The sequence below is a fragment of the Limnoraphis robusta BA-68 BA1 genome, assembly GCF_034932365.1.
Taxonomy (GTDB): Bacteria; Cyanobacteriota; Cyanobacteriia; order Cyanobacteriales; family Microcoleaceae; genus Capilliphycus; species Capilliphycus robustus.
Window position 1 is genome coordinate 80,599 of the sequence record NZ_JAYGHR010000009.1, and the last position, 26,667, is coordinate 107,265.

Here is a 26,667-nt window from a genome sequence, read left to right on the forward strand (position 1 = left end):
ACTATTTTAAAGTTTAGAGTATCTCCTCACGATAATGGATATTGAGCGAAGATGGGGATTTTTTCCAATAGAGTTAAGAAACGAAGTTGTAAAAGCTGGTAACAGGTCACTGTTCACTGGTTACTGGTTACTGGTAACAGGTCACTGTTCACTGGTCACTGTTCACTGGTTACTGTTCCCTGAAAATAGGGCAAGTTCTGCGGTGAGGAAGTCGATAAACTGACGAGCGCTGCGTCCTGAACGGCCATTGTGACGGGTTGCCCACTGGAGGGCGCGAAATTCTAATTCCTCGGGGTTGAGGCTAATATCGGCTAAAGCAGCGAGATGATGTACCATTTTCAGGTAGGTTTGTTGATCGGGCGGTTCAAAGGTTAAGGTTAGACCAAAGCGATCGCTAAAAGATAGCTTTTCCTGTACGGTATCCCAAGCCTGAACCTCATCAACCTCTCGCGGTTGGGGGCGATCTGCAAAATATTCTCGCACTAAATGACGACGATTGGAAGTGGCATAAACCACTACATTTTGAGGACGAGCGGTAATATTTCCTTCAAGTACAACTTTCAAGGCTTTAAAGGTATCATCATCTTCCTCAAAGGAGAGATCATCAACAAAAATAATGAATTTGTGGGGAGTTCCGCGCAACTGTTCGATCACGAGGGGTAAATCTTTCAGTTCCGACTTTGCCACTTCAATTAACCGTAAACCGCGATCGCTATATTGATGTAATAAAGCCTTAACTAAAGACGATTTTCCCGAACCCCGACTTCCATATAATAGCACATTTTGCGCTGCATATCCCGCCAACAAAAATTCAGTATTTTGTAATAAAATCTGCCGTTGAGAGTCATAACTGACTAATTGGCTGAGATGAACCGGATCAGGATGAGAAATACTGATTAATTCTCCATTCTGCCAACGAAAAGCCTGAGAAGTGGCAAATAAGCCCACGCCAAACTGTCGATAATGATCGGCTAATTCTTCTAAAGCATCGGCCCAATTTTCCTGTTTTTCCAGTAGAGTTTTCAGAGGCAATTCTGCAATATTTTCGACTCCCTCGGGTGAGGCTTGCCAAACCACAGGCGGTTCAGATGAGGGAATTAACTGTTGTATCCATTGACTCAGTTGTTCACCACTGCATTGATAGAGGGTTTGTAAGCGTTGTAAATCTGACTTGGCGGCGGCAATTAAAGACGAAGATAACTGCTTAAAATCCTTTTGTTGAGCTTGTTGACTAAAGGGATTATCCGCCCTAATAATTTGAACAATCAGATAATCTTGCCAACATTGCTGATCGAGCGCTTGCTCTTTAAACAAAATTCCATAAGCTTTAAGACAATCTAAAGGATTGCTATCGTTTTCTAAGGCTTCTAGTAAATTCAAAAATGCTTGCCCCATCGCCTCAGTAAACACCGATTGATAAAGGAGCAAACTAGCAGCCTGACGTTGAAGAAAACGCACTTGAGCGATCAGTTGAGGATTGAGAGAAGACATTAGAGTAAATCAAAAGTTGAAAAGGAAAAAAGCCGTTTGAGTATTTCCAGGGTTGATGCCCCTGTATTGTATCGGATAGGAGAGCCGCATCTCATTCTAAAATTTTGATAAGTTTTATGTCAGTTTGATGTCAAGTTTTGATAAATTCTGAAAGAATACAGATTGTTCGACAACATCGGTTGTATAACTGGAGTTCGAGATTGCAAGTGGGAGAGAGTGACAGATGAATATTGGCATTGTGGCAGCGATCGCCTATGGATTATTAGCTGTAGTCGGTGGCGTATTGGGATATACCCAGGGAAATAGTAAAATTTCGCTGATTTCCGGTGGAATTTGTGGGGCTTTGTTGATAACTGGGGGAGTCATGCAGTGGCAAGGTATCCCTTGGGGATTAATTTTAGCAACGGCGGTTTCTATTTTATTGGTGATTGTGTTTATAATCCGTCTGATTAAAACTCGCAAGTTAATGCCCGCCGTATTAATGATTATTGCAGGTTTAGCCGCAGCAGTTGCTATGATTTATCAACTACAATTTTCGATTTCCGCTTGATGCCCGTGTAGCCAAACTGTGGTATACCAAAAGAGGGGAAACATTCTATGGTGAAAAACCGGAGAAACGGCTATGACCGAGTTAGTGAAAGCGGTAAAAACAGGAGATCTGGCTCAAGTTCTGGCTGCATTAAAAACGGATACAGAGATTAATATCCCAGACGAAGAAGGGACAACACCGTTAATTTTCGCCGCCGGAACCGGGTTTCCAGAGATTGTCGCTGCACTACTCAATGCAGGTGCCGAAGTGAACGGTTGTGATCCCGATGGTTGGACAGCCTTGATGGAAGCCTCCGCCGCCGGACATCCCCAAGTTGTTCAACAGTTACTTGATGCGGGGGCTGAAATTAATGCCACAACGGACTTTGGCTTAACGGCTTTGATGAGTGCTGCGGCTAAAGGTCATCGGGAAGTTCTACAGCTTTTACTGAATAATAATGCTGATTTAACGCTTAAAGACAATAATACCTGGACAGCTTTAATTTGGGCATCCTCAGAAGGACATTTAGAAATTGTAGATTTAATCAAACAAGTTCGCGATCGCAGTTAGAAATCCAAATTGATTGAAAAGGATCACCAGTCCTCTATCTTAAGATAGAAATTAGCTGAAACAAAGTTGAGATTATCTCTTGGGGATGACTCAGTGAGACTCATCTTTTGGCAAAATAGAAGCATAACTTGGATTGAGTTAAATTTGGGGAATCATTAACGATGTCTGAATCTGATAAAATCAACGAATCTGAAAACGTCAAACAGAAAATTACAAGCAATTTACAAAAAGCGAAAACAGAAGGTCAACTGCGCTCAGAAAGAATCCGAGAAATTGTCCAAGAAGCCATTTCTCAAAGCACATCAGAAGTGAAAGCAGGTTCGAGTGAAATTCGCTCTGTTGTTAAAGATGCCATTTCTGCGGTTGTTGAAAGTTTGAGTGATAAAGGCGGAGAAGTCAAAGAAGAAGTAACCGCTTCGATAGAAGGTGCGATTGAAGCGATTAGTCGCACCCGACGTCAAGCTATTTCTAAGACGCAAGCAGAAGTTAAACAACTTCAACAAAAAATCGACAGCCAAGAACAGGAATTACAAGCCGAAATTGATACAGCGTTAGGGGATATTGCGGACTCAAGTCAAGATAAATCGGAGCAAGTCAAAGCCTCGATTAATTCAGCCGTTGAAACCGTGAAAAATAGCGAAGAAGTTGCCTTGATGAAAAAGCGATATGCTCAACTCCAAGCACAACTAGCAATCGTTCAAGCGAATTTATCGGCTCGTTACGGGGAGCAGTACGAGCAAGTCAAGGACTATCTAGATGAAGCCAAAACTTGGTACGAAAAAGCTAAAGAAGAGCCAGAAATCGTCACTGAAAAAGTTTCACAAACCCGTAATACTTTTGAGCATAAACTCGGTGAAGCGGGAAGCGCGATCGCTCAAAAAGAACAGAAAATTAAACTCCGTCTGCGAGAGTTATGGGATTCTCTATCTGAGTCTTTTAACCGCAGCAAGCCTGTAGATAGTCCGAAAGCCTTAGAAGGAGAAAATCCTAAACTTTTAGAGGGAAAAGATAAATCCGTCTAATTGACATAAAAATGACCCGGTTTTTCTCAAACAACCGGGTTAAACAAACTCTAAAATTAGTATACTCTTTCGTCTACTCTCTCAGCCTCTTCTCTCGCGACTACATCTGTTCTTTCAGCGTGTTTTGTAATCACCCAAACCGCATGAATTGAACCGGGAAGCCAACCCAGAATAGTGAGCAGAATATTGATGATCAATGCCGAACTCGGGCCAACGGTTAGAAAAACGCCCAGAGGAGGAATTACAATAGCCAAAAGAATTCTTAAAATTCCCATCTTCTTTAAAATCCTATACTTTAATGTCTACTTTTATTGTCTCTAATTTTCCAGATTTATATCTCTATCTTTAGCTATATTTTGGTTTTTGTGACAGAATATTAACGCCAGAAAATCTATCGAAGTGAGGAAGTCATCCCCCAGTTATTAAAATTACTATAGAGGATAGTAATGAATATTTTTGAAAAATTTGAAAGGGAGAGCGAAATAATTATGATGGCTTTGAGATCACTTTTACCTCTACTGGCAACTGCTTTGAGTTTGCTGGTTGTCGATATTATTTTTCCTGGTGTTAACTTAGCAACGTTTCCGGCTGCTTTAATTGCGGCGGCTTCTATTGGAGTGGTAAACTGGGCTGTTAGACCCGTTGTACAAGTTTTATCCCTACCCATCAATATTGTCACTTTGGGAAGCTTTTCATTAATTGTAAACGGACTGTGTTTCTGGCTGGCTTCCGTTGCAGTTCCGGGTTTCCAAGTGAATGGTCTTCTGTCTTTTATTTTAGGGCCAGTGATTTTGTCTTTTGTGAATACCCTGTTAACGAACTACTTTGTAGAAAGATATCCAGAAGCCAACCTGGAATAATTTTCTGATCAAATTGAGATCCGGTTTCACTGAAAATTTCCGACGGTATAAACTCGCTTTCTGTTAACACTTAAGTAGCAGAAAAAAGTTTGAAATGGATAGATGTTATGCCTGGGTTTGTCCAACCGTCGGATTTATCGAAAAATAATTATCATTATCTATTTATAAAAATCCCTCAGACAAATCAGTTAAACGTTAGAGAAGAATGCTCAAGTTATCCTCTGACTCACTTCTCTATTCCCTTGGCTGAGAGTGCCATTACAGAAAAGCTTTAAGTTCGATCTCTATCTGTGGATAGATAAACTCTGCCGATGAAGATGATATGCTTAGGTTGCAAGCTAAATAAGATACCCTAGCTAAGAGTTGCCGTCCCAATTGTTGAAGGGTATTATATAAATACCCATGTATTTTAGCTCAATTTCCGACCTAAAAGACTTGGCTAGATAAGGGAAAGGATAGTAGCAGTTCGCCCGAACATAAGTCATTCTTTACGTTCTCTCGAATTCTTGCTATCCTACCCTTATCTATTTAAAAATATTTGTTAAAAGTCAATAGAGTATCGTCCTTTTTCTACTGAACTTCCATAAGTTCAGTCTTTTTACTATTCCAGACGATAGAGAAGCAAAAATAAACAGATCAGCAAAGTTCCCACTCCAGACAGACGATCTTTGCTGGAAAATCAGAGATACTATTTCCATCTTGATAAGATTTGCTCACTATCAGACCAGCAATCTTATACTTTTGCTTTTACACCTACTTATTCAGTCAGAAAACAAAATGAATCTAGGAGAACTCACTACATTAAAGCTCATTTCTCACCTGAGTTGGTTGGCTCAAGTCATCGTCGAACCGGAACCCGAAGCGGTAGAAGATGCTGCAATGGTCTTTAGTGGGCCGCAATTTTTTACCGCTTTAATTACTGGAGTAATATTAGCATTTGCTTTCCAAATGTTACTGACTAATCTAGGCGTGGCGACAGGTATTTCTTTACTCGGAAACTCATCATCACATGATCAGGATCATTCACATTCTAAATCGAGTGGTATAAACCTTCGCAAAATAGGCTTTGCTTTAGGATTAGGCACCCTAGTTAGTGTCACGATATCCCTATTTTTTGCCTGTTTATTCGCCGTCAAACTCAGTTTATTTGTCTCTGGTACTTCTGGGGCAATAGTCGGATTAGTCATTTGGGGCGCTTATTTCTCGCTGTTAGTCTGGGTGAGTTCAACAACAGTTGGATCACTGATCGGATCAGTCGTTAATACAGCAACTTCTGGGTTTCAAGCCTTATTTGGAACCGCCGTCGCCGCCTTTGGATCGAAAGCCGCATCCCAACAAGTCGTCGCCACTGCCGAAGCTGCGGCTAGCGCTGTCCGTCGCGAATTAACCGATGGACTTGATCCGGTTTTCGTGCGGGAAAAAGTTGAAGATTACCTTCAGGGGTTACGTCCTCCCCAACTCGATCTGCAAAATATTCGCTCCGACTTTGAAGATCTTCTGCGTGATCCACAATTGCAAAACGCTTTAGCAAGCGGTGATTTACCAAATGTTAACCGTCAAACTTTTGTTGATCTTGTCAGTAGTCGCACCGACTTATCTCAACAAGAAGTTGATCGTCTGGCGAGACAATTAGAAGCCGCTTGGAACAAAACAACGTCTCAAGTCCCAGGTCAAAATAACTTCTCCAAATTCGTTGATTATCTCAAATCTGCGCCTCGAAAATCATTGCTGGGTGAGGATTTATCTAATCAGTTAGACGCAGTTCTTGGAGAAATACAGAAACACAGCCCTACTGACAGTTCTAATCCCCTAAGTCAAGGCTTGATGATGGGATTTAACAGTTTGGTCAGCTTAGTAATCGGACGAACAGATTTATCCGATCTCGACGCTGAAAAAGTTGTCGGACAACTGAAACAACTCAGAGGGTATTTAGGCGAACAGAAAGATAAAGTTGCTGATCAATTGAGTGGCGATCATCACCCTTACAGCCCGTTACGAGCCGATATTGAAAACTATCTCTCTAACGCTCATCTATGGCAACTGAAATCTGCTAACTTAGAACGAGAGTTTAGCGAACTGCTTTATGATTCTGAAGCCGATCCGAGTCTGGTGATCGAAGAATTAGAACAAATTAATCGCACCGACTTTGTAGATAGTCTGCAACAAAAAGGACTTTTAACTCAAGGGGAAATTGAGCATATTTCTCATAGTTTGAATGCCATTCGTTTGCAGGTGTTAAATACGGCTTACGCGGCGAAAGAACGGGAAGAAGCACTCACCTTGTTAACCGAAGTCGAACGCTATTTACTCTCAGCACCCCGAGAAGAATTAACCCCAGAGAAAATTGCACTCAATTTTCGACCGATTCTTAAAGATCCCGATACCGATTATCAGCATCTCAGTAACCGTTTAGCTCAATTAGATCGCTTAACTTTTGAACGGATTTTATTACATCGTCCCGAGTTAACACCTGTACAAATTGCAGAGATTATAACGGAGTTAGAAATCAATCGTGATCAGGTGATCAAAGAAGCTCACGAACTGAATATAGCCGCTCAAGCGAGAGCCGAAAAACAATGGCTCAAACTTCAGTCCTATTTGCGAGATACAGGTAAATCTGAACTTAATCCCCAAGCAATACAACAGGAATTAAAACTGTTACTTGATGATCCGCAAGCGGGAATGTCGGCTTTACGAGCGCGAGTTTCTCGATTTGATCGCGATACTTTGGTACAGTTGCTCAGTCAACGGAAGGATTTGAGTCAAGAACAAGTCGATAAAATTTTAGATCGAACCGAACGCATTTGGACTCGTATTCGTTACCAACCTCAGCAACTCGCCGATCAAGCTCAACAACAGTATGAACAAGCAAAATCAGCGATCGCAGACTATCTTTATCGTACAGGTAAACCGGAACTAAACCCCGATGGAATTCAACAAGATCTGACTCTATTACTTCAAGATCCATCCGTGGGAAGTAGAGCCATTAAAAGACGTTTGGCGGAGATGGATCGCGATACTTTAGTACAGTTATTATCACAGCGAGATGACTTGAGTGAACAACAAGTGAATCAAGTGATTGACGAAGTACAAAATACCCTGAAAGCGATTGCAAAATCACCCCGTCGTTTGGCTCGTCGCACTCAGCAAAAAGTACATGATTTTCAAACGGTGATCGCTGATTATTTGCGATCTACGGAGAAATCAGAACTGAATCCTGATGGCATTCAACGGGATCTTAAATTATTGCTGAATGATCCGCGTTTAGGAATGGCAAGCTTGCAGGATCGCTTGTCACAATTTGACCGTTCAACTTTAGTGGCGTTATTGTCTCAGCGAGAAGATATTTCTGAACAAGAGGTGAATAAGATTGTTGATAATATTTTCAGCGTGCGTGATCGCTTCTTAGATCAGTTACATACGATTAATGTTCAAGTTCAATTAGTGCTGGATCGCATCTTTGCGAAAATTCGTGCTTATCTCAATAGTTTAGATCGACCCGAACTGAACTATGAGGGAATTCGCAATGATTTACGCAGCTTATTTGATGATCCGCAAGCGGGTTTTGAGGCGTTGCGGGAGCGTTTGTCTCAGTTTGATCGCGATACTTTAGTAGCATTGATGAGTTCTCGCAAAGATATTTCTGAAGCAGATGCTAATCGAATTATTGATCAGATTGAAATGACTCGGAACCGTGTTTTACAAAAGGTAGAACGCCTACAACAACAAACGGAATTACAAATAGAACGGGTTAAGCATCAAACTCAAAAACAACTTGAAGAAACTCAACAAGCCGCCGCCGCCGCCGCTTGGTGGTTGTTTCTGACAGCATTAGTTTCGGCTTTAGCTTCTGCTGGTGCCGGAGCATTAGGTGTAACGGTGTAAGAATATTCTGTTGATTCTGTTTTAATTTTCCCCTGTTTTCAGGGGATTTTTTTTGCTCATTTTCTGCCCAGGTCAGATCAAATCTATTTTTTACAGTCATTTTTGCGATCAATAAAATCATCAAACTCGTAAAAAGATAGAGAAAAATTTACAACTCCAGATAGATAAAATTAACTGCTAAAACAATCATAATAGATCAATAAGAATAAATCTTTTAAGAAAAAAGGTTAAATTATGGTGACTCACAACATAGACTTAAACCCCTTAAAAAAAACGCTGGGATTAACAGCATTAGGAGCATTAGCAACCAGTTTGATTTTGCCAACCGCAAGCGTTAATGCTCAAACCTCTACAGTCCCCGGAAGTAACTGTCGGGAAGCAAAAACCTCTAATATCATTATTAGAGATGAACCCGGAGGAAATGAAATCGGTCGGTTACAAGAAGGAGAAAATGTCTACATTGCCAATGAAGGGAGAGACGGTTGGGTACCGATAGAAAACCCTGGTAGTGGTTATGTGAATGCACAAAATCTCCGCTATTGTACCGGAGAAAATACCACATCTCAAGTTCCTGATGGAGAGGCTTTATTCACTCCTCCCGTGAATGGTTGTCGTAAAGTTAACGCCTCACTGGTAACGCTCAGAGATCGACCTCAAGGGAAAATTATCAGCACATTAGAAGAAGATGAAAGAGTCTATATCCAAGATGAAGGTGAGAATGGTTGGGTGCAAGTTCAATATCCCGTTGAAGGGTATGTAACCTCAGCAAACTTGGCTTATTGTGATACAGTTGGCCCCACTTTTTCTAGCAGTAGTTGTCGTCAAGTTGATGTGAATACGCGGTTAAATGTGCGATCGCAACCGGGAGGAGAAATTATCGGAACTTTAGAAGACGGACAAGACATTTCTATCAGAAATAGAGGTGGAAATGGTTGGGTTCCGGTTTTCGCTCCTATCGAGGGATATGTCGCAGCTAACTTTCTTGAATATTGTCCGTAGGACTTAATTAACGGAATCATTGTTTGAACAGAAATCCAGGAGAATAAACATGAAAATTCAACCCGAAATTTCCTATCATAATATAGATAAAAATCAAGCCATTGATTCTTTAGTTCGAGAAAAAATTGGCAAACTTGAGCAATTCTGCAACTATATGAATAGCTGTCGAGTTGTGATCGAGAAAAACCACGAACACCCAAAAGCAGGTTCCCCCTATCGGGTGCGGCTCGATATTACAGTTCCTCCGGGTCACGAATTAGCAGTAGATCGCAGTCCCGATCAAGGTATTCAATACGAACCGTTAGAAAGCGTTATTCGAGACGCTTTTGAGGCGGCACGTCGTCAACTGGTGGAGTTAGTTGAACGTCAACGCCAATGGGATAGAAACTCTCCCTCACAACAACAAATGGTTGCGATTGTTACCCAAATTTTCCCCGAGGAAGGATATGGTTTCTTACGAACTGTTGATGAAGATCGCGAGATTTATTTCCATAAAAATAGTGTTTTACACAATGATTTTGAGCGGTTAACAGTCGGAACAGGGGTGAGATATGTCGAAGAAGAAGGTGAAAAAGGGCCGCAAGCAACAACCGTGCAAATTGTGAATAAACCCGGAGTTCGTACCGATAAAGCTTCGGAAACTGAAGTTGAAATACCCTTGGGATGGAACTCCTAAAACGGGTTTCATTTTCCCGAATCAAAGAACCCGAATCAAAGAAATAGTGAATTGGAGATTTATTAAAGAATGAGTATTTTATCAACCAGCGAAATTAAAGAGTTAATGGAATATCGGGATGAAAATTGCATTACAATTTTTATGCCGACTCATGCCGCCGGATCAGAAATTCGTCAAGATCCAATTCGGTTTAAGAATGTTCTCAGTTTGGCTGAGGAAAAATTAGTAGAAGCGGGTTGGCGAGATACCGATGCTCAACGACTTTTAGAACAGGCTCATCAACTGGATCAAGGGGAGTTTTGGCGACATCAAGACGAAGGACTCGCTTTATTTATTTCTCCAAATGAGTTCCGTTATTACCGTGTTCCGCTCAATTTTGATGAAGAAGTGATCATCAGTAATCGCTTTCATATTAAACCGTTAATGCCTTTATTAATGAATGACGGGCGGTTTTATGTGTTAGCTTTGAGTCAAAATCAGGTGCGTTTATTTCAGGCAAGTCATTATAATATTGATGAAGTTTCTCTTGAAGGAATCCCTTTGAGTTTATCAGAAGCGTTGAAATATGATGAGACAGAACAACAGCTTCAACTTCACTCAGGAAGCCCTGCACTCCCCCAAGGTAAATCTCAAACTTATCACGGTCAAGGTGTAGGAGTAGATGATAATAAAGATCAAATTCGCCGTTTTTTACAAAAGGTTGATCGGGGTTTACATGACATTCTTGAAGATCAACAAGCTCCGATGATCTTGGCTGGGGTAGATTATGTGATCAGTATCTATCGAGACATTACGATTTATCCGCTTGTTTTGTCAGAAGGAATTCCAGGAAATCCCGACAATGCTAATCCCAAGGAATTACACAAACAGGCTTGGGAAATTGTTCTACCTTATTTCCAAGAGTCTCAAGAAAAAGCCGCAACTAAGTATCAAGAATTGATGGCAAACAACCCAGAAAAAGCGTCTCGCGATCTCAAGGAAATTATTACAGCAGCTTATGATAAACGGATTGAATCTCTGTTTGTTGCTATCGATGAGGAACAATGGGGTAAGTTTAATCCCGAAACCCATGAAATCACTTTGCAACCAGAAGATCAACCGGAAAATGAGGATCTGTTAGATTTTGCCACAATTCATACTTTCCTCAATGGCGGTGCAGTTTATACAGATGTTCCTGAAAATCTTCCCGATCGCGCTTTAATTGCTGCAACATTCCGCTACTAAAAATGAATAAGAATTAAGAGTGAAGAAGGGGATTAATCCTTTTCTTCTTTGTTTGTTTGTCTCCGGTTTTGGAGTCGCAAAGGGGAAAGGGTGAAGATGCAGACATTTTGGCTATCTGAGAAAAATAGCCAGAATTATGCTAATATTAAATATTAACCCAAAACACTGAATAGAGAAAGAGCAAATAGATGGGAATGTTGGATGCGCTCATCTCAATTGACTAAGATTCAAATTGACTGTTGATGGAGAACAACTTAAGATAACAGAATCCTGGAGGAATAGAGGAGTATGATCGGATGCGATCGCGTCATCACTAATTCAGTCCAACGTCTCGGACTCCAGTTCTGTTGATTCAAAAATAGAGTTCAAATCAATTTTTTTCTTTTTTTTAACCACACACAAACTTAAGGAAATCAAAACGATGAAGTTTCAAGTGGGATGTCAATTAAAATACGATCTGGCAACGCCTTGCACGTTTATTTTTAATATCAGTGCTTTTAATAATGGTTCACAACAGGTTTTTGAAGAACATCTTCAGATCGAACCGGCGGTCAATTCCGAAGAATATGTGTCATCACCTCTGAAAAATCGATTGTTACGTCTGACCGCACCCCAGGGAAAATTGGAAGTCAATTATCAAGCCACAGTTGCACTTTATTTAGAAGAAGACAATCCCAATACAATTCCCGAAATTCCACCAGATAAGCTGCCTTTAAGAGTCTTAAATTATGTCTATCCTTCGAGATATTGTGAGTCAGACCGATTAATCAATTTAGCCAACAAGGAATTCGGTCATCTCTTGCCGGATTATTCCCGAGTCACGGCAATTTGTAATTGGATTTATGATAACATCACTTACTTATCCGGTAGTACAGATTCTCAGACTTCTGCTTATGAAATTGTCACGCAACGGACTGGAGTCTGCCGAGATTTTGCTCATTTGGGAATTGCATTTTGTCGGGCTTTAAACATCCCCGCTCGCTTTGTCAGTGGCTATGCTTATAGTTTAGAACCGCCAGATTTTCATGCGGCTTTTGAAGCCTATTTAGGCTCTCGCTGGTATTTGTTTGATGCGACTCGTTTGATACCCCGGAAAGGGTTTGTGCGAATTGGTACAGGACGAGATGCGGCGGATGTGTCATTTGCGATGATTTTTGGGTCGGCTCAACTTGACTCGATGAAAGTATCAGTAGATTGCTTGAGCGAAGAAATTCCGCAAACCACAGTGGGGGCGATCACCAGTTTGTGACATACTCCCCATTTCTAAAGAAAGGGGATTCTCCAAACACGAGCGGATTTGGATTACTGGTTCGGTAAACCCGTTTGGGATGCTTGTTGTTACCTCTTGACGATGTGACAGTTTTCTAAGTGACATAGTAGGAGGTTGAGGGACAAGTGTTCTTCAAACGGGTAAATCTACGGTTGTCTATATAAAGATTTGTTGATTATTGGGGAAATATCCTGAGATCCGAGTGTCAATTCTGAAACATACCCAGTAATTGCTTCTTGACTGCGGATGTCGAAGTTAAATTGCGAATAAGCCAGGGAGCTGGTCATCGGAATCTCAAACAACTGCATCTGATCTTGTTTGACGAACGTATAAACTAACAACGAGCCTGAGAAACCAGATTAACCCCATTTACCCAAAACAACCCATGACCTTTCAAGATATTATCCAATCTCTTATCGCTCAAGTCAATTCTGCCACTTCACCCAATCTGTTGCAAACTTCAGGAGGAGCAACAAATGAGGTGATTTTCGAGTCTGATATTGATGGCACTCATTATTATCTGGTACGCTGTCAACCCAAGTCAAATCCAGGGGTACAACTGAGTCAACGGGAACAAGAAATCGCTAAATTAGTTGCCGAAGGTTTACCCAATAAATGTATCGCTAAAGAACTGGGTATTAGTCAATGGACGGTTTCAACTTATCTACGTCGAATTTTTAGTAAATTAGGGGTAACAACCCGAGCCGCAATGACGGCTAAACTCTTAGGAGATGACTTATTAGCCAGTTAAGCCCCCATCTAAAAAGCCGTCCATCTTGTTACTCAAAAAAGCGACCGATAGGAACGCCAACAATCTGCTATTAATGTAAAGATTGCGTTATGGATATTCAGTGCAGCGCCGGAAGATATCCAACAACAATGGCCTAAATTTCGGATTCCTGTGTATCATCGAACAATCAGCGACTGGTTAAATTTACTGATTGATGTTGGTTTTGTTCTCGAAAAATTTGTTGAACCGAAAGCCAATGATGAAATTACCAGTCAATATCCACAGATCAAAGATGCACAGGTTGTCGCTTACTTTTTCCAGGTTCGGTGTCGTAAGCCGAGCTGAATTTCAATAATAAAAACCCGATTTCTGATGACGAATCAAAACTTTAAGTCTTGAAGTTTCGTTGAGAAACCGGGTTGATTGGTAACTTCTGTTAGAATTAATCAAAAGAAATATATTCGGAGCGTACCCATCCCGTTAAACCATCAACCGAAGAAACATAATACCAGTTTTTTCCATCATTACTTTCACCTTTTTCGATCACTTCAACAGGCTCTCCATCTTGAAGGGAACCCAGGTAGGAAGCCAAGCTGGGAGTTGTGCGGAGGCCTACCGGACGCCCCCCTGTGCTGATGCGAGCGCCAACAGAGGGATTACCCGCCACAACCATTGTATTGTATTGTCTATTGCTGTTGACTTCTAAACAAGAAAACGGTAAATTGACGGTTCCCCAACCTTGTCCTGAAGCGGAAAAATCAGCAAAAACTTCTGCATAGGGTTGACCGTCCGTAAAGTTTCCATAGCGGCGGACTTTGTAGTAGCCTTGTTCTAAGGTTCCTACCCCTTCTCCAGAATTATTGTAGGTCAAACATTGAGCGTTTTTCAGATAAATATAGTCGGGGTTGCTGTAGAAAACTCTAGTGGCACCAACAGCAGAGGGCGTTAAGGTGCTGAATGCAGACAAACCTGTAATTGCGGTGCTAGCAAAAACAGTAGCTACTTTTCCTAATAATTGTCTCATTTTAGTTCTCCTTTGGTGGTGAAAAGGTGTGGACAGTTGAAAACTTGAGATGAGCAAAGCCGATCTATTTTTTAGGGATTAACTCATTGAAGATAGAGTCATCGGCAACAGGTGAGCAGTCATCAAACTTCGTAAACGTCTCGCAAGATGCTTAATTTGTTACGAATCATAAAAGTGTAGGTTTCCAAAGCTTCTAACTCTTCTTGAGTGATCATTAGATTTTGATCTTGTAACCATTTGAGTTGAGCTTGACGCATTTTGGTTTGGGGTTTTAATTTGGGTAGATCCTGGTTTTGATACTCCCTGATCCGTTGTTCAGTCGCCGGAATTAATGTGGTACTGTCCATAATATTTAGGGGTAAAGAGTTCAAATCATACGTGAAGTTTTCGGACTTTTAGAAGCAGCAGGAACAAGTTTTTTTAACTTAATCCACTCTCGAGACACGGAGGAAAATTTGCGATCGCTAATATCACGATAAATTGACAGAAGACAATCTTTTCCTTTGAGTTGCAAAATTTCTGCTGAGAGTAACGCTGTTTTCACCTCGCCTAATTGGGTACGATACTTAAACTTATAGTTGGAAAGGCTACGTTGAGATTGAAGTTGATTGATCAGGGTTTCGCGTTCTTCGGGGTTCACCCAAATCTTTAATTCTGTTGCCGTTTTTCCAATGATTTCATCATAGTAATAACCTGTTGAACAACAAAAACATTGATTCACTTCTAGATATCTTCCCTCCTGTAAAGTGCTGATGGTAATCGGGTAGGGATTTAAGTGAAAGGCTTTAGAAAATTTATCTTCCGATAATCGGAGTGCAGATTCTAACCAGCTTTGACAACGAATTTCATCTTGACATTGCCGATTTTTCTCGTATAAAATTTGATTTTCTTGCTCAAGTCGAGAAACTAAACTGCGTTGTTTAATGTGAACATTAATGCGGGCGATCGCTTCTTCGTATTGTAGGGGTTTAGTAATATAATCTGCTGCTCCGAGGCTAAATCCTTTCAGTTTATCCACTGTATCAGTCAAGGCGGTCATTAAAATGACTGGTATAGATTTTGTCGCCTTTGAGGCTTTAATCTGACGACAAGTTTCAAATCCATCTATCCCCGGCATCATTACATCTAATAATATCAAATCGGGTGTAATTTTTTCCAGTCGCTTCAAACAACTTTCACCATCTTTGGCAATTAAAATTTTATAGCCATAGTTTCTCAAGAAATCTGACAAAACCTTAATATTGGTCGGATTATCATCCACAATTAAAATCAGTTCTTGAGTGATAGATTCCATTGGCTGTCTCCCCATTTTAGTGATACTTCATGCCAGTATTCGGCGACTTTAATATAACTTTTGATTTTCCCAAGTGATACGGTAAGAGCGATTAAGTTATCATTTTTGATGATTTTTATATTTTCAAGGTCTCAAGCTTTTTATCTTAAAAATTTTAGATTTTTATTTTATTTTTTACTCGATCTGAATTGCCCGAAAATTTGATCGAATAGCCAGGGATTGAGTTTGATTTTTAGGTAAGAGCTGATTCTATGTTCCCGGTGACTTCAGACTCTTGTTTAAATCGAGTGATGCACTCTGACACAGATAAGTATCTTTCGTCATTTTTTTGCTTGGATACCAACTAATTAACGGTAAAGATTCAGAAGAATCTAGAGCAGCCAATTTAACTGTAGCTTCTGCTTTTTGTGGTGCAATCTGAGCATGAACACCAATTGTAGTAACCAAAGCAGTTGCAGTGAGCAAGATTTCAGTGAATGTGATTTTCATGGTTTTTATTCTCCTGAATACCTTCGGATAGTTGACGTTTGAACTGATTGCGTAAACCAGAAAATAACCAATAATGGTCTTGAATCGGTCTACAGCTTTAAACATTTTACACTCCTCCAATTTTGGGGTTAAACATGAGCGATTTCAAGAAAAAAATGGGAGTTGCTTGTTGAACTCAAATCATACGGAAAGTAGAGTACAACTCCCATTAATAAGCACCTGAAATTAGTTATAGAGCGGCTCACCACTTGCCGTTCCATTTCCGTATTCTTGCATGTGTTCAACAAAGATGTCCCCGTCATTGCGGTTTCCTGGGGATAAGGTGAAAACCACATTATCCGTGTTGGCTTCACCTGCTTCTTGAGAAGCAAAAATTACAATTTCGTTATTGACAACTCCAGCTTGGTACATCTCTTCTAGAGTTTCAATTCCTAAAGATTCTGCTAAGTTAGTCAAGCGAGTGCTAACTGCATGAGCGCGACGTTCGGGAGTATAAGAACCTTTAGGATCACTAGACGAAAGTGTTTCTCTCCAGATAATTAAAGGTTCAGAAGCTGCTTGAACAACTTGGGTTTCAACTACTGGATAGTCACCTAATAGATCTGGATTATCCAAGTCATAGGTTTCACGAACCACCATTGGAACCGTACCGTATTCGTCTTTTTCAGCGTTGATTTCAACCACTTCAAAAACGACCCGATCTCTTACATAGGTATTAGAAGGCTTGGCTTCTGCTTGGGAAACTGTACCGACTAAACCTGCGGTAATGATGGCCGAAGCAACGAATGCTTTGATGGTGATTTTCATGTTAGTTTACCTAGAGGTAATGTTCAGAGTAAGGAGTTGTTTGGCTTTGCGATACTTTTTAAGGTACGGCAAAATGAACAGTCTTGTCAGTAAGAACAAAGTGATGTGTTGCAAACTGATCTAGGTCTGGAGGTAAGGGGAAAGTAATCAAAAAGTGAGGGGGATCACAAAACGGAGGTGACAAACTCTCTTGTCTACTTCTGGGTTGTCGCTTAAGCGTTGCTCTTCTGGCTTTACCCCCAGCGACTTTTCCAACTTAGAAAAAAACGAGTTAGACTTTTCAAGGCTAGATTGGTAAAGTCATTGAGCCTTTGTAATTGGTAGGCAATTATTCTCATTTGTTGGCTTTCCATTCTTCTATATATACTTTGTTTCCCGATCTCCCATTCGCGATCGCACTGATCCACGCCAACGCCTGGCAAACCCTCTGAGAAACGGAAACCCAACTCACTCAACCTATTAAAAATCAACGCCTTGGCTTTCGGTCATTAACTTTTGTGGAAAGCAAATTATATTAAAGAAGCGACTGAATTATCTTTATGAAAAAAATATCCAGCATTCTAACAATCTTTCCCTTGTTAGATGTACTTCCCGAACATTTCCAGATTTTAATTACATATCCAGCTTTGCTAATTCTGTCAACAGTCCTTTGTATAGCACTGGCTTTAGTCTATAGAATTAATATAATCAAACCGCTCGAAAAAAGACTTGAAGAACCTACCGCAGAACGATCGCAAGCTAAATTAGTCGCTGAAGCGGCTAACCAAGCGAAAAGTCAATTGATTGCTAATCTTAGCCCTGAGTTGAAAACATCTTTAAACACAATTTTAGCCTCTGCTCAAATCCTACAACGAGATCCCAATTTAAACTCGAAACAAAAAGAGAGTGTAGATGTGATTTATAATTGTGGTTTACATCTACTTTTACTCATTAATGAAAGACTTGATATTTCAAAATCAAAGGTTGATCAAATAGAACTTGATGCCATTTTTGATCACCAAAATATTATTGGATTTAGTGGAGATAAATGTAAAATTTTAGTCGTAGATGATTCCTCAGAAAATCGCTTAGTTCTCAAAAACTTACTGGAACTATGGGGCTTTACAGTTGAAGAAGCGAATAATGGACAGGAAGGATTAGAAAAAATAAAAGCCTTTCAACCGGATTTAGTCATTACAGATTTGATTATGCCTGTTTTAGATGGTTTAGAAATGGTCAAACAGTTACGTCTATCGCTTGAATATAACTATTTGCCTGTGATTGCCACTTCAGGAAGTACGTCAAATCAAGATCAAAAACTAGCTCTTGAAAACGGATGTAGTGACTGGATTACTAAACCCATTCAAGTAGATGAACTCTTGCAAAAGCTACAAACTTATTTGCAGTTAATCTGGATTTATGCAGAAGAAGATATCGTCGAAAAATAAGAGCTAGTATCTTCTGAGGCTTTTTGTAAATGCGGCTCAACTCGATTAACAATTTCACGATGTCAGCGATAAAAATGAGCAAGATTTTCAGTGTTTTTTAAGAAAGGGATAGTAATCACCAGAATTCTTTTTTATACCGAAAAATTTACATCCTACTTCTTTTCTGTTTTCACCCCCTATTGAGCATCGTTTTTAATTGTATAAATTAAAATAGAGAACAAATTTTCCGATCATAAAAGATTTAAAAATCCAGGAACTATTTACTAATGAATTTACCATCAAAGCCAACAGGAGCAACAAACGAATTAGCCAAAGAACGTAACCGCGCCGCCGCAGAACGGACACTCGCCTCTTGGATTCAAAATAGTGTTACACTCATCGGTTTAGGCATAGCATTTGAGCAAATTTTTGAAGCTTTAGAAACAACATTCCCCCTACAAAGTCGGGTAATTCTCCTCAAATATTCTCAAATCTTGGGATTAAGTTTAATAGCACTCGGAATCGCTTTGCTGATCATTGCCATCATCCAACATCGCATTATTATCAAATCTATCGAACGAGATAACTACATCTCAATCTCTAGTCGTCCTCTCAATATTGCCATTGGGAGTGCTGTATTCATCTTTGGTGTAGCAGCAGTGATTGTTATTTTGCTCTCATTCAATTTTTAACTACAAAGTCCTAATCAAAATTCCCATAAAAGCCATTATCCCAATGATCACTAACCCCAGTGCAACCGTTAATCCTAAAGATCGACGAGGCGTATAAATATAATCTCCACGACGCTGAATGTGTCGTAACTCCTTACGATGCTCTATAATCGCTGCAATCATCGCATAAATCCCCAAAGCAATAAAACTCAAGCCAAGAGTACGCGACAAACGTATTGGATTAACCCGATCTGCCACATTTTGAAAACTTAAAATAGCGCTGACAATTCGATCAATCCCAAAGCCAAAACTAATTAGTGATAAACAAGTTCTAATCCAAGCCATTAACGTTCGTTCAGCCGCCGCTCGATTGCGTTCTTTTGCCAGTTCAGCTTGGGGATTCAGTGGAGGAGTTGGATGATCTTGCATCGTTATTACTACTTTTTCTGAGCCTTCCGAATCGCTAAATCAGGCTTACTTTGAGGAATTCAAACTGCACTATAGCAGTTTTCAGTTCTGTGAGGTACACCGATTGGGTAGAAACCCGGTTTCTAGCAGAAACCGGGAAACTGGTTTGTACCTCATACGAGCGCACACCGCTATAATAATGATATTCACATCAAAAACAAACAGGTTATCCTTCATCATCCTTTAAGATATCTTCTAAAATTTCTGGAGTTAATCCTTTTGCAACCGCTTTTTGACCGATTTCACTCATCGTTTTTCGTAATTTATCAATAGCAGTTTGTTGGGACAGAATTTGAATTTTTAACAAAAAGGCAATTCGAGTTTCTATTTGTTGTTTTTCCTGTTCGTTAGCGTTGCGGTAACTTTCAGCAAGATCGGCTGGAACTTTGATGGTAATTTATTCTCGGTATGTCATACTTATTTAGCCTGAATGATGATATCGTTTCTTCCATGATGTTTCTCTCAGTATAACAGGCGAGTTTTAAAATTAGTGCTTGAAAACCAAACTATCAAAGGCTAATTTTGCGGCACCAATAGCACCCGCTTGATTACCTAATTCTGCAATTAATAACTCTAATCCTACCCTAGAACTCGCTAACACTCGACGTTCAATTTCGGCAATCGTACTCGGTAAAAACAACTCTGCACCCGCACTAATTCCACCACCCAAAATAATCGCTTCAGGTGTTAAAATATAAATTAAACTCGCTAAACCTGCCCCCAATCTTCGGCCGTATTGCTGCCAATATTCTATCGCTTTTGTATCACCTAATTTTGCTTTAGCAGCCAGTTCAGCAGGTTCTAAACCCGTTTCTCGACGAATTGCTTGAACTGAGGCATACTGTTCTAAAGAGCCTTGATTTCCACTATTACAAACCGGGCCGTCAAAATTTAACGTAATTAATCCCAATTCTCCCGCAGTTCCTTGAGGCCCAACAAACAATTCACCATTCAGAATAATTGCCCCACCGACACCCGTTCCCAACGTTAACAAAATCAGATTTTTAAACCTTTGTCCCGCCCCTAACCAAGCCTCTCCTAACCCCGCACAATTGGCATCATTTGCCATCACAACAGACAAACCTGTTTTAGCTTCAATCCAATCGGCTAACGGCACATTTTGCCAGTTTTTGAGATTAATCGCAATTTGAGAAATTCGCCCACTGGCATCAACAGGCCCCGGTAAACCAATCCCAATCCCTTGAATAGATGGAACGTTTTGACTCATTTGGGCGATCGCATCTAACAAAGCTAAACAAACTGCTTCTGGCGTTGCAGGTTGAGGAGTGGGAACCGTTAAAGACTGATGACAGTTTCCCAAAGCATCATAACGCCCCAATTTAATCGCCGATCCGCCCAAATCAACACCAATCACCTGAGATGAAATTTGCTGATCCTTCAATCTTACTCAACCTCATCGCGATCAATACTGGTGGTAAAAATCGGTTCAACCCGTATCGCCTTAATACTCGACGGACGAACCACCATATATTCCCCTTGCATCGTTTTAATGGGAACATTGAGAAACTCATCGGAGGTATATTTAGGAATCAACACCTTTTGATACCAGACCTGAAACTCTTGAAGTGTAGAAAATCGTATTTCTTCCCGATGTCCCCCATCAATCATCAGGTATACTGCAAATGAACTCGGATTTGGCATAACCGTTCCCCAAACGTGATAGATTCCTTCGTGTAGTCATTTTACCCCGCTCAGGGACTTCCTATATCACCAAAAATCAAAGGAACTGTAGGGGCGGGTTCCCCAAAAATCTATGTATCCCAGAAATAAGTTACATAAACCCGCCCCGGAGTCCGAAGAAGTCAGAAGTCAGAAGTTTAGAAGGAAAGAAGTTGGCTGTGTTCAGGAGTTCAGGAGGAAAGAATGTTCTATTTCCTATTCCAAGATTGCCTCTTGCCTCTTGCCTCTTGCCTCTTGCCTATTGCCTGTTGCCTCTTGCCTGTTGCCTCTTGCCTGTTGCCTATTCCAAGATTGCCTCTTGCCTCTTGCCTCTTGCCTGTTGCCTCTTGCCTCTTGCCTCTTGCCTTCTTCCATTGGCTGCAAAAGCTACAGTAAGTATTAAGTCAAACCAGTACCCTGACAATCGGGAGTTATCATTGACAACCAAACGAACAACCCAATTATAGAGAATCCATCAGGAATAACTATGCCTCGACGCGACGATATACATAAAATTCTGCTGTTAGGTTCTGGCCCGATTGTCATTGGACAAGCCTGTGAGTTTGACTACTCCGGAACCCAAGCCTGTAAAGCCTTGCGAGAAGAAGGATACGAAGTGGTGTTGGTCAACTCCAACCCCGCCACCATTATGACTGATCCCGAAACGGCGGAACGAACCTACATCGAACCCCTCGTTCCCGAAATTGTCGAAAAAGTCATTGAAAAAGAACGCCCCGACGCCTTACTTCCTACAATGGGGGGTCAAACCGCATTGAACCTGGCTGTCGCGTTAGCGAAAAATGGCGTTTTAGAAAAATACGGCGTTGAGTTAATTGGCGCTAAATTAGAAGCCATTGAAAAAGCCGAAGACAGGCTTCTCTTTAAACAAGCGATGGAACGCATTGGTGTAGCTTGTTGTCCTTCTGGCATCGTCAATAACATGGAGGAAGCCAAGGTTGTCGCCCAACAAATTGGATCTTATCCTCTAATTATTCGTCCGGCGTTTACAATGGGCGGAACAGGCGGCGGTATTGCTTACAACCAAGAAGAATATGAAGAACTCGCGGCGGGGGGTTTAGATGCGTCTCCGGTTTCTCAAATTCTCGTTGAACAATCTTTGATTGGTTGGAAAGAATTTGAACTCGAAGTCATGCGAGATCTTGCAGATAACGTGGTGATTATCTGTTCGATTGAAAATATTGACCCAATGGGAGTTCATACAGGAGATTCTATCACCGTTGCGCCTGCACAAACCCTCACCGATAAAGAATATCAACGACTGCGAGATGCGTCAATTAAAATTATTCGGGAAATCGGCGTTGAAACGGGCGGTTCTAACATTCAGTTTGCTATTAATCCCGTCACCGGGGATATGATTGTGATTGAGATGAACCCTCGGGTTTCTCGATCTTCGGCGTTAGCTTCTAAAGCAACAGGGTTTCCCATTGCTAAATTTGCCGCTAAATTATCGGTGGGTTATACACTCGATGAAATCAAAAATGACATCACCAAAAAAACACCCGCTTCCTTTGAACCCACGATTGATTATGTCGTGACAAAAATCCCCCGTTTCGCCTTTGAAAAGTTTCCCGGTTCTCAACCCACATTAACCACTCAAATGAAGTCTGTGGGCGAAGCAATGGCAATTGGGGGAACCTTTTGTGAGTCCTTTCAAAAAGCGTTACGAAGTCTGGAAACAGGTTTAGCAGGTTGGGGATGCGATCGCTCTGAAAAACTACCCAGTTTAGACAGTATCGCCGGATCATTACGCACGCCTCACCCCGAACGAATTTTAGCCGTTCGACACGCTTTGATGTTGGGAATGTCGGTAGAAGAAATCTACGAACTCACCGGAATTGATCCTTGGTTTTTAGATAAATTCCAAGAAATTTTAGACACCGAAAAGTTGATCAAACGCACGCCTTTAAAACAGTTAGATGCGGATCAACTCTTAGCAATTAAACGCCAGGGATTTAGCGATCGCCAAATTGCTTATGCCACCAAAACCACCGAAGATGAAGTGCGGGCTTATCGTTTACAATTAGCAGTTAAACCCGTTTACAAAATGGTCGATACTTGTGCGGCAGAATTTGAATCTAGAACGCCTTATTACTATTCAACCTATTGGGAAGAAGATGAAATTCTCCCCTCTGATAAACCGAAAGTAATGATTCTCGGTGGTGGCCCCAACCGCATCGGACAAGGGATTGAATTCGACTATTGCTGTTGTCATGCGTCCTATGCGTTACGGGCGGATGGCTATGAAACGATTATGGTGAATTCAAACCCAGAAACGGTTTCAACCGATTATGATACCAGCGATCGCCTCTATTTTGAACCCCTCACAAAAGAAGATGTGGTTAATATTATTGAGGCGGAAAAACCCATTGGAATTATCATTCAATTTGGCGGACAAACGCCTCTAAAATTAGCCGTTCCCCTGCAAAAATATCTCGAAGCCAACGCTGAAAAAAATCCCGATCTGAAAATTTGGGGAACTTCACCAGACTCAATTGACACCGCAGAAGATCGAGAACGGTTTGAAAAGATATTGCGTCAATTAGACATTCAACAAGCAGAAAATGGGATGGCTCGCAATTATGAACAGTCATTAGCCATTGCCCGTCGGATTGGTTATCCTGTAGTTGTGCGTCCTTCTTATGTATTGGGGGGACGGGCGATGGAAATTGTTTACTCCGATGAAGACTTAGAACGTTACATGATGTTTGCGGTTCAGATAGAACCCGATCACCCCATTTTAGTTGATAAATTCCTGGAAAATGCGATCGAAGTCGATGTTGATTCGATCACCGATCATACCGGAGAAGTGGTGATTGGGGGTATCATGGAACATATCGAACAAGCAGGCGTTCACTCGGGAGATTCAGCTTGTTCTATTCCCTATCAAACCTTACCTGAAAAAGCAGTTGAAACCATTCGTCGTCAAACCATTGAACTCGCCAAAGCGTTAAAAGTTGTCGGTTTGATGAATATTCAGTTTGCAGTCCAAGGTGAACAGGTTTTTATTTTAGAAGCCAATCCTCGCGCCTCTCGAACCGTTCCTTTTGTTTCCAAAGCCATAGGAATTCCGTTGGCGAAAATCGCCTCTCGAGTCATGTCCGGTAAAACCTTAAAAGAGTTAGGATTTACCGAAGAGCAAGTTCCCCCCTATGTGGCGGTGAAAGAAGCGGTTCTTCCCTTTGCCAAATTCCCCGGAACCGATGTATTGTTAGGCCCAGAAATGCGTTCAACTGGGGAAGTCATGGGAATTGATACCGAGTTTGGAAAAGCCTTTGCCAAAGCCGAACTCGCTGCCGGTCAGATTCTACCACTCTCAGGGACAGTATTTGTCTCGATGAATGACCGGGATAAAACGGCTGTTGTCCCGATTGTACGCGATTTTCTGGAGTTAGGCTTCAAAGTAACAGCGACAATGGGAACTCGTCGGGTTTTGTGGGAACATGGTGTTAAAGTCGATTTAGAGTTGAAACTGCACGAAGGTCGTCCCCATGTGTTAGATGCGATGAAAAATCAAAACGTTCAACTGGCACTGATTACGCCTTCAGGAGAAGAAGCCAGGGCGGATGGGCTTTTAATTCGTCGCACAGCCTTAGCCTACAAAATTCCGATTATTACCACTCTAGCTGGGGCGAGGGCGACGGTTGCTGCAATTCGGGCGATGAAGTTAGGGTCTATTGAGGTCAAAGCAATTCAGGATTACCAAAAATTGCCGCACACGCCCCTACCTTCAGGTATGGGGATATAAGGCTCTTTCTAATGCTAGAATAACTCTACTGGCAGGGTATTCAACCAGTTGAAAAACCCAGCATCTAATCGATGCAATGAACCTTGAAAACTTAAGGTACGGGGTTCTTGCTCTGAATGCTTTGGCCATATAAAACCTTAAAGCACCAAGTACAGAGAATCAAGCATTTTTTTCTCAAGTACGGTAGGGCATACCGAAACTATCTCTGAAATGAGATGAACGACTGGGGAGACTCACCCCTCTGGAGTAGGTTAGGAAACTAGCTTGCTGTAAGGGTTGTCAATGAATCAGTAATCCAAAGCCGTGAGGCTTGGAGAATCCCCTTTCTTTAGAAATGGGGAGTATGTCAATATTAAAAGATAGCTTTAGGGGCGAGTTCTGCTTGACAGTGAACAGTCACGGCTAGGGGTAATTGATGAATTCCCCCTACAACTGATAACTGTACCGAACTCCCCCTACCCTGATAACAGAATAAATCAACTGACTACGCCCAACACCCTGCAAGTGAAATAATCTGGATATGTGATTATAGAAATTTTTGAGATGATAAACCGCCACATTTCCTCAATTCCAAAATCAGCTTATCTTCATATTCCCTTCTGTCGTCGCAGGTGCTTTTACTGTGATTTTGCCGTTTCTGTGGTGGGCGATCGCCGACGGGGTGAAAATGCAACTTGGATACAACAGTATGTTGAGGTGTTGTGTGAGGAAATTACCCAAACCCCCGTTACAGATCAGCCTCTAGAAACGATTTTTTTTGGCGGGGGAACTCCTTCGCTGTTATCGGTGAGTCAGTTGGGTCAAATTTTGGACAGTCTTGATCAACGCTTGGGGATTGACTCTCAAGCTGAAATTTCGATGGAAATGGACCCGGACACCTTTGATCAAGATCACTTACAAGGGTTTGTGAATTTGGGGGTGAATCGGGTTAGTCTGGGAGTACAAGCGTTTCAGGATGAACTTTTAAAAGCTTGTGGGCGATCGCATACGGTGGCGGATGTCTGGACTGCTATTGAGTTGATTCACCGTGTTGGCGTTTCTAACTACAGTATTGATCTGATTTCTGGTTTACCTGATCAAACGATAGAACTTTGGCAACAATCTTTAGAACAGGTCTTAAAAATTAATCCGCCTCATGTGTCTCATTATGACTTGATTGTTGAACCGAAAACGGTGTTTGGCCGATATTATTCCCCTGGAGAGTCTCCCCTACCGAGTGATGAAACCACAGCCACGATGTATCGTCTGGCGCAAGAAACCTTGACTCAAGCCGGTTATCAGCATTATGAGATTTCAAATTATGCCCGATCTCGGATGCAGTGTCGTCATAATTTAGTTTACTGGCATTGTTTGCCTTATTATGGGTTTGGCATGGGGGCTGCGAGTTATTTACAAGGATATCGCCTCACCCGACCTCGACAAACTCAACTCTATTATCAATGGGTTCGCTCTGAAAATCAAAGTTCAAATGCTGAATGGATCAATACGGCTTGTGATCTTTTATTGGAAAGGCTGATGTTGGGGTTGCGTTTGGCTGAAGGGGTGAGTCTGGGTTGTTTGTCTGAAGAATTTGGACAGCAAACGGTTCAACAAATTTTGCAATGCTTGTATCCTTACCAGCAACAGGGATGGGTGGAAATTGTAGCCGTTGACGGCAATGATCAATCTAGAGATTTACAAGGCTATTTGAGATTAACCGATCCAAATGGGTTTTTATTTTCTAATACGATTTTAGCCAGTTTATTCAGCTATTTTAGTGATGCTGAAATTTCTTTGCAGTACAGTTAAGTCATAATTTAACCAGAA

26 protein-coding genes are annotated in these 26,667 nt (G+C 41.2%); 15 read left to right on the plus strand and 11 right to left on the minus strand.

Features of this window, described 5'->3' with window-relative positions; all coding sequences use genetic code 11:
• Positions 1-162: 162 nt before the first annotated feature.
• Complete coding sequence (locus VB836_RS06635) at positions 163-1,491, minus strand: ATP-binding protein (RefSeq protein ID WP_323218581.1); 1,329 nt, start codon at positions 1,489-1,491, stop codon at positions 163-165.
• Between the two features lie 223 nt (positions 1,492-1,714).
• On the opposite strand from VB836_RS06635, the gene VB836_RS06640 reads away from it, so the two are divergent.
• The 3 genes from VB836_RS06640 (at position 1,715) to VB836_RS06650 (ending at position 3,612) form a co-directional block, all read left to right on the plus strand.
• A complete protein-coding gene (locus tag VB836_RS06640) occupies positions 1,715-2,041 on the plus strand; it encodes a TMEM14 family protein (RefSeq protein WP_046276579.1) in 327 nt (108 codons plus the stop codon).
• A gap of 72 nt (positions 2,042-2,113) precedes the next feature.
• Positions 2,114-2,590 carry an ankyrin repeat domain-containing protein gene (locus VB836_RS06645; RefSeq protein WP_323218583.1) on the plus strand — a complete coding sequence of 159 codons (477 nt, stop codon included), beginning with the start codon at positions 2,114-2,116 and terminating at the stop codon, positions 2,588-2,590.
• Positions 2,591-2,751: 161 nt separating this feature from the next.
• Positions 2,752-3,612: a histidine kinase gene (locus VB836_RS06650; RefSeq protein ID WP_323218585.1), complete on the plus strand. Its 861-nt coding sequence runs from the start codon at positions 2,752-2,754 to the stop codon at positions 3,610-3,612.
• A gap of 56 nt (positions 3,613-3,668) precedes the next feature.
• On the opposite strand, the gene VB836_RS06655 is transcribed toward VB836_RS06650, so the two are convergent.
• Positions 3,669-3,887, minus strand: a complete 219-nt coding sequence (locus VB836_RS06655; RefSeq protein WP_323218586.1) for a YqaE/Pmp3 family membrane protein — start codon at positions 3,885-3,887, stop codon at positions 3,669-3,671.
• A gap of 171 nt (positions 3,888-4,058) precedes the next feature.
• Here VB836_RS06655 and VB836_RS06660 point away from each other — a divergent pair, with 171 nt between their 5' ends.
• The 8 genes from VB836_RS06660 (at position 4,059) to VB836_RS06695 (ending at position 13,601) form a co-directional block, all read left to right on the plus strand.
• The gene (locus VB836_RS06660; protein ID WP_323218588.1) at positions 4,059-4,472 is read left to right on the plus strand and encodes a phage holin family protein; all 414 of its coding nucleotides are present in this window, start codon (positions 4,059-4,061) and stop codon (positions 4,470-4,472) included.
• A 777-nt stretch (positions 4,473-5,249) separates the two neighbouring features.
• A complete protein-coding gene (locus VB836_RS06665) occupies positions 5,250-8,357 on the plus strand; it encodes an MFS transporter (RefSeq protein ID WP_323218590.1) in 3,108 nt (1,035 codons plus the stop codon).
• Positions 8,358-8,591: 234 nt separating this feature from the next.
• The gene (locus VB836_RS06670; RefSeq protein ID WP_323218592.1) at positions 8,592-9,356 is read left to right on the plus strand and encodes an SH3 domain-containing protein; all 765 of its coding nucleotides are present in this window, start codon (positions 8,592-8,594) and stop codon (positions 9,354-9,356) included.
• Positions 9,357-9,405: 49 nt separating this feature from the next.
• Positions 9,406-10,032: an HPF/RaiA family ribosome-associated protein gene (locus VB836_RS06675; RefSeq protein ID WP_046276574.1), complete on the plus strand. Its 627-nt coding sequence runs from the start codon at positions 9,406-9,408 to the stop codon at positions 10,030-10,032.
• Between the two features lie 69 nt (positions 10,033-10,101).
• A complete protein-coding gene (locus tag VB836_RS06680) occupies positions 10,102-11,256 on the plus strand; it encodes a baeRF7 domain-containing protein (protein ID WP_323218594.1) in 1,155 nt (384 codons plus the stop codon).
• A 421-nt stretch (positions 11,257-11,677) separates the two neighbouring features.
• Positions 11,678-12,505 carry a transglutaminase-like domain-containing protein gene (locus VB836_RS06685; protein WP_323218596.1) on the plus strand — a complete coding sequence of 276 codons (828 nt, stop codon included), beginning with the start codon at positions 11,678-11,680 and terminating at the stop codon, positions 12,503-12,505.
• 406 nt (positions 12,506-12,911) lie between these two features.
• Complete coding sequence (locus VB836_RS06690) at positions 12,912-13,277, plus strand: response regulator transcription factor (RefSeq protein ID WP_046276570.1); 366 nt, start codon at positions 12,912-12,914, stop codon at positions 13,275-13,277.
• Between the two features lie 150 nt (positions 13,278-13,427).
• Positions 13,428-13,601: a hypothetical protein gene (locus tag VB836_RS06695; RefSeq protein ID WP_323218597.1), complete on the plus strand. Its 174-nt coding sequence runs from the start codon at positions 13,428-13,430 to the stop codon at positions 13,599-13,601.
• Between the two features lie 97 nt (positions 13,602-13,698).
• On the opposite strand, the gene VB836_RS06700 is transcribed toward VB836_RS06695, so the two are convergent.
• The 5 genes from VB836_RS06700 to VB836_RS06720 form a co-directional block, all read right to left on the minus strand.
• A complete protein-coding gene (locus tag VB836_RS06700; RefSeq protein ID WP_046276568.1) occupies positions 13,699-14,280 on the minus strand; it encodes an SH3 domain-containing protein in 582 nt (193 codons plus the stop codon).
• A gap of 122 nt (positions 14,281-14,402) precedes the next feature.
• Complete coding sequence (locus VB836_RS06705) at positions 14,403-14,627, minus strand: hypothetical protein (RefSeq protein ID WP_323218598.1); 225 nt, start codon at positions 14,625-14,627, stop codon at positions 14,403-14,405.
• Positions 14,628-14,647: 20 nt separating this feature from the next.
• Positions 14,648-15,574, minus strand: coding sequence for a response regulator (locus VB836_RS06710; RefSeq protein ID WP_323218599.1), 927 nt, complete (start codon positions 15,572-15,574; stop codon positions 14,648-14,650).
• Between the two features lie 249 nt (positions 15,575-15,823).
• Complete coding sequence (locus tag VB836_RS06715; RefSeq protein WP_323218600.1) at positions 15,824-16,168, minus strand: hypothetical protein; 345 nt, start codon at positions 16,166-16,168, stop codon at positions 15,824-15,826.
• A gap of 120 nt (positions 16,169-16,288) precedes the next feature.
• On the minus strand, positions 16,289-16,870 hold the full coding sequence (locus tag VB836_RS06720) for a COP23 domain-containing protein (RefSeq protein WP_049561401.1): 582 nt from the start codon (positions 16,868-16,870) through the stop codon (positions 16,289-16,291).
• A gap of 539 nt (positions 16,871-17,409) precedes the next feature.
• Between VB836_RS06720 and VB836_RS06725 the strand changes: the two genes are divergently transcribed.
• Both VB836_RS06725 and VB836_RS06730 read left to right on the plus strand, forming a co-directional pair.
• Complete coding sequence (locus VB836_RS06725; RefSeq protein ID WP_323218602.1) at positions 17,410-18,297, plus strand: response regulator; 888 nt, start codon at positions 17,410-17,412, stop codon at positions 18,295-18,297.
• 266 nt (positions 18,298-18,563) lie between these two features.
• Entirely contained in the window at positions 18,564-18,968 is a 405-nt protein-coding gene (locus VB836_RS06730) for a YidH family protein (protein ID WP_323218603.1), read from the plus strand.
• Here the strand turns inward: VB836_RS06730 and VB836_RS06735 are convergent, their stop codons facing one another.
• From VB836_RS06735 to VB836_RS06750, 4 genes are all read right to left on the minus strand, one after another.
• Positions 18,969-19,376, minus strand: a complete 408-nt coding sequence (locus VB836_RS06735; protein ID WP_323218604.1) for a YidH family protein — start codon at positions 19,374-19,376, stop codon at positions 18,969-18,971.
• 205 nt (positions 19,377-19,581) lie between these two features.
• The gene (locus VB836_RS06740; RefSeq protein ID WP_323218605.1) at positions 19,582-19,722 is read right to left on the minus strand and encodes a hypothetical protein; all 141 of its coding nucleotides are present in this window, start codon (positions 19,720-19,722) and stop codon (positions 19,582-19,584) included.
• A gap of 180 nt (positions 19,723-19,902) precedes the next feature.
• Complete coding sequence (locus VB836_RS06745; RefSeq protein WP_323218606.1) at positions 19,903-20,817, minus strand: ROK family protein; 915 nt, start codon at positions 20,815-20,817, stop codon at positions 19,903-19,905.
• Between the two features lie 2 nt (positions 20,818-20,819).
• Positions 20,820-21,077, minus strand: a complete 258-nt coding sequence (locus VB836_RS06750; protein ID WP_046276560.1) for a hypothetical protein — start codon at positions 21,075-21,077, stop codon at positions 20,820-20,822.
• Positions 21,078-21,582: 505 nt separating this feature from the next.
• On the opposite strand from VB836_RS06750, the gene carB reads away from it, so the two are divergent.
• Both carB and hemW read left to right on the plus strand, forming a co-directional pair.
• Complete coding sequence (gene carB, locus VB836_RS06755; protein WP_323218608.1) at positions 21,583-24,861, plus strand: carbamoyl-phosphate synthase large subunit; 3,279 nt, start codon at positions 21,583-21,585, stop codon at positions 24,859-24,861.
• Between the two features lie 543 nt (positions 24,862-25,404).
• Positions 25,405-26,649: a radical SAM family heme chaperone HemW gene (gene hemW, locus VB836_RS06760; RefSeq protein WP_323218609.1), complete on the plus strand. Its 1,245-nt coding sequence runs from the start codon at positions 25,405-25,407 to the stop codon at positions 26,647-26,649.
• Positions 26,650-26,667 lie beyond the last annotated feature (18 nt).